This is a genomic window from Mesorhizobium sp. M1A.F.Ca.IN.020.06.1.1, from assembly GCF_004023265.1.
Lineage (GTDB): Bacteria > Pseudomonadota > Alphaproteobacteria > Rhizobiales > Rhizobiaceae > Mesorhizobium.
In genome coordinates, this window is the sequence record NZ_RZSR01000748.1 from 1 (window position 1) to 3,038 (window position 3,038).

The 3,038-nt window shown below is 61.4% G+C and carries 4 protein-coding genes; all 4 read left to right on the top strand.

All coding sequences use genetic code 11. From position 1 onward, the window contains the following. Window positions 1-230: 230 nt before the first annotated feature. The 4 genes from EOA60_RS26255 (at window position 231) to EOA60_RS37800 (ending at window position 2,963) form a co-directional block, all read left to right on the top strand. A complete protein-coding gene (locus tag EOA60_RS26255; protein ID WP_067002122.1) occupies window positions 231-1,025 on the top strand; it encodes a response regulator in 795 nt (264 codons plus the stop codon). A 165-nt stretch (window positions 1,026-1,190) separates the two neighbouring features. Then, a complete protein-coding gene (locus tag EOA60_RS26260) occupies window positions 1,191-1,355 on the top strand; it encodes a DUF1328 domain-containing protein (protein WP_067002119.1) in 165 nt (54 codons plus the stop codon). Between the two features lie 180 nt (window positions 1,356-1,535). Further along, window positions 1,536-2,567 (top strand): sensor histidine kinase, encoded by a 1,032-nt coding sequence (locus EOA60_RS26265; protein WP_095824028.1) that lies wholly within the window; start codon window positions 1,536-1,538, stop codon window positions 2,565-2,567. Between the two features lie 225 nt (window positions 2,568-2,792). After that, complete coding sequence (locus EOA60_RS37800; protein ID WP_164748129.1) at window positions 2,793-2,963, top strand: hypothetical protein; 171 nt, start codon at window positions 2,793-2,795, stop codon at window positions 2,961-2,963. Window positions 2,964-3,038: the final 75 nt, after the last annotated feature.

Here is a 3,038-nt window from a genome sequence, read left to right on the forward strand (position 1 = left end):
TCTTTCATGTTTGCCCTAAGTCCCAGCACCTGAAACCGCTTTAAAACCATAGATCACGACGCAAGCGGCACCCTTGTCTGGTTGCCCATCCCAAAGCCGGAAACGCCCGCTTCCTAATTTAGTTCCCTGCCCGGCGGAACTTTTTCAGAAAGCCGACGTTGGTTTTGCCGGGACTTCCAGTGAGTCTAGCCTTTGCAATGCAACAACGTCATCTGAGGGAGACGTCAAATATGAGCCTGTCCGCAACCATCGCTCCTCACCTGCCTTTCCTCCGCCGTTTCTCGCGCGCCGTGTCGGGATCGCAGGAAAGCGGTGACGCCCTGGTTGCTGCGATGCTGGAGGCCATCATCGCCGACACCGAAGTTTTCCCCAAGGCATCGAGCGATCGCATTGCGCTGTACAAGGTCTTTGCCAGGCTTTTCACTTCGATTGCGATCCGCGTGCCGCAAGAGCATGCGCAGACAGCTTGGGAGCAGCGGGCGGCCGCCAATCTCAACGCAATCGCGCCGCGGCCGAGGCAGGCTTTCCTGCTGGTCGCCGTAGAGGGTTTCAGCGAGGATGAAGCGGCGGAAATCCTCGATGCCGACGAACAGGAGTTCTCCGAATTGCTTGCCCAGGCAAGCAGCGAGATTTCTCGCCAGGTCGCGACCGACGTGCTGATCATCGAGGACGAGCCGCTGATCGCCATGGACATCGAGGAGATGGTCGAAAGCCTCGGCCATCGCGTTGTCGGCACCGCCCGCACGCACGCCGAGGCGGTCGCCGTTTTCGGCAAGACGCGTCCGAAAATGGTGCTGGCCGACATCCAGCTCGCCGATGGCAGCTCGGGCATAGAGGCGGTCAACGAGATCTTGTCCTCGACGCCGGTGCCGGTGATCTTCATCACCGCTTTCCCTGAGCGCCTGTTGACCGGCGAGCGTCCCGAACCGGCGTTTCTGGTGACCAAGCCCTTCAATCCAGACATGGTGAAGGCCCTGATCAGTCAGGCGCTGTTCTTCGACCGGCAGGCGAAAGCCGCGGCCTGACCGCATGTCCGATCATTGAGGTCTCATGCGAGGCGCCCGCGCCTCGCACGATGCGGCGCGGAGTCCCATCCGTGAAGCGTTTTCAGGGGATCGTCTTTTTCCGCAAATGGTGGAACAAACGCCATCCAGCCACGTTTTTTCCAGGACGTTAGAAGGAGAGATATCATGCTGTACTGGGCGCTCGTTTTTCTTGTGGTCGCGATCATCGCCGGCGCGCTTGGGTTCGGCGGCATCGCCGGCACGTCGGCTGGCATCGCGCAGATATTGTTCTTCGTCTTCCTTGCTTTCCTGGTGATCTCACTCATCGCCGGCCTCGTCAGGAGAACCTGACCAGGGGGAGTGCCGAACACTGGAAGCCGCACCCCTCAAACGGTTTCCAGCCACCGCCGGGCGATGTCCCCAAAAGGATGTCGTCCGGCGGACCGCTTTTGGGCAGCATAAGCATCAGTAGGTCAAGACCGGGGCAGCAATCCTCGTAAGCCGTTCGCGCCTGGATGCGGGAAGTATCGAATGCGTTCCAAGGCCTCAGAGAAGGACTATACGCAAGAGCACAGCGACGAAGTGATCGCGATGCATCCGGCGGAAAGCGGGATGCAGGTGGGTCGCGCGCTACTCCACGCGCTCCACAATGCTGGAATTTCGGTCCTCTACCAGGATCGTGAAATGAAGACCGTCTGGGCGCGCAACATGCGGGCCCCGTGGGCCTGCGAGACGGCCGAGGGCAAGGATGCGCTTTCCCCCGCGCAGTCCGAGCGCATAGGCGCAGCCAAGCGCAAGGTGATTGAAACCGGCAACCCGGATCGCCTCGAGCTCGGCATTTCCGACAGTGACGGCGTGCGCTGGTTCCATGTCTGGATCGATGCCGATCGCAGCGACTCCGGCGAGGTTCAGGGCGTCGTCACCACCATGGTCGAGACGACGGAGCAGAAGCGCCGCGAGCAGACGCTGAAAACGCTGCTGCGAGAGGTCAGCCATCGCTCGAAGAATCTTCTGGCCATCATCCAGAGCATAGCCACCCAGACCGGACGCTACTCGGAGACGCTCGGCGATTTTCTGACGCACTTTCGCGGCCGTATCCAGTCGCTCGCCTCGTCTCAGGATCTGGTGACATCCTCCAACTGGCGGGGAGCGGCGCTTCGTGAGCTCGTGTCCGGCCAGGTCGGCCGCTATAGCGCCGATCCAAGTCGCAGCCTGCGTTTCGATGGGGAGAACCCTTACCTAAATCCGAACGCTGCCCTTCATATCGGACTGGCCATGCACGAGCTGGCCGTGAATTCGGTAAGCTACGGCGCCCTGTCGCAGCCTGACGGGCGGATCAGGGTAAGCGCCAGGATCGCGGCCGGCAGCGAGACTTCGCCTGGCCTTTTGCTGATTTGGACAGAAAGGATCGGCGCCGGTCGGCGCACCGAAAATCGTTTTGGCAGCGTCGCCCTCGAACGCGTCGTGCCGACGTCGCTGAATGGCTCCGCCAGTCTCGATATCGACGACGATCGTCTCGAATATCGCCTGACCATCCCGCGCGGCAATTTCGAGATAGAATGAACAACCACGTCTTGGGCAACAGACAGCCGCCGGAGAGGCGTTAACCTGCCATTCACCATAAAATCCGATTGTGTTTCCCCGGCAGAAGCAACTCCAGGATAGCGCGCAATGCCCTTCCGAGTTGCGTAAAACCGTGGAGTGGATCGGCGATCCCGTGAGGCGCTGAACCGCTCGCGACGCATCAAACCCAGCCGCGCAATCACACCGCGATTTGGGAGGAAGCGAATGATGATTGCCGATATGGACAGGCTGGAGCGGGCCGCCCGCGTCTCGATGGGCGGCTTCCAGGACGCCGAAGCACCGCCCTCGCCCCGTTCCTCCCATCCATCGCTTCGCCTCGGCGCCGTCGCGCTTGTTGCTGCTCTCGGGCTGGCGATGGCCTGGCAACTGGCCTGATCTTTCCGATCGAGCAGCCGGCCTGCGCCAAGGGCACGCGCCATTGCGCGCCGACTCCGCCGAGCAGGAACTTTT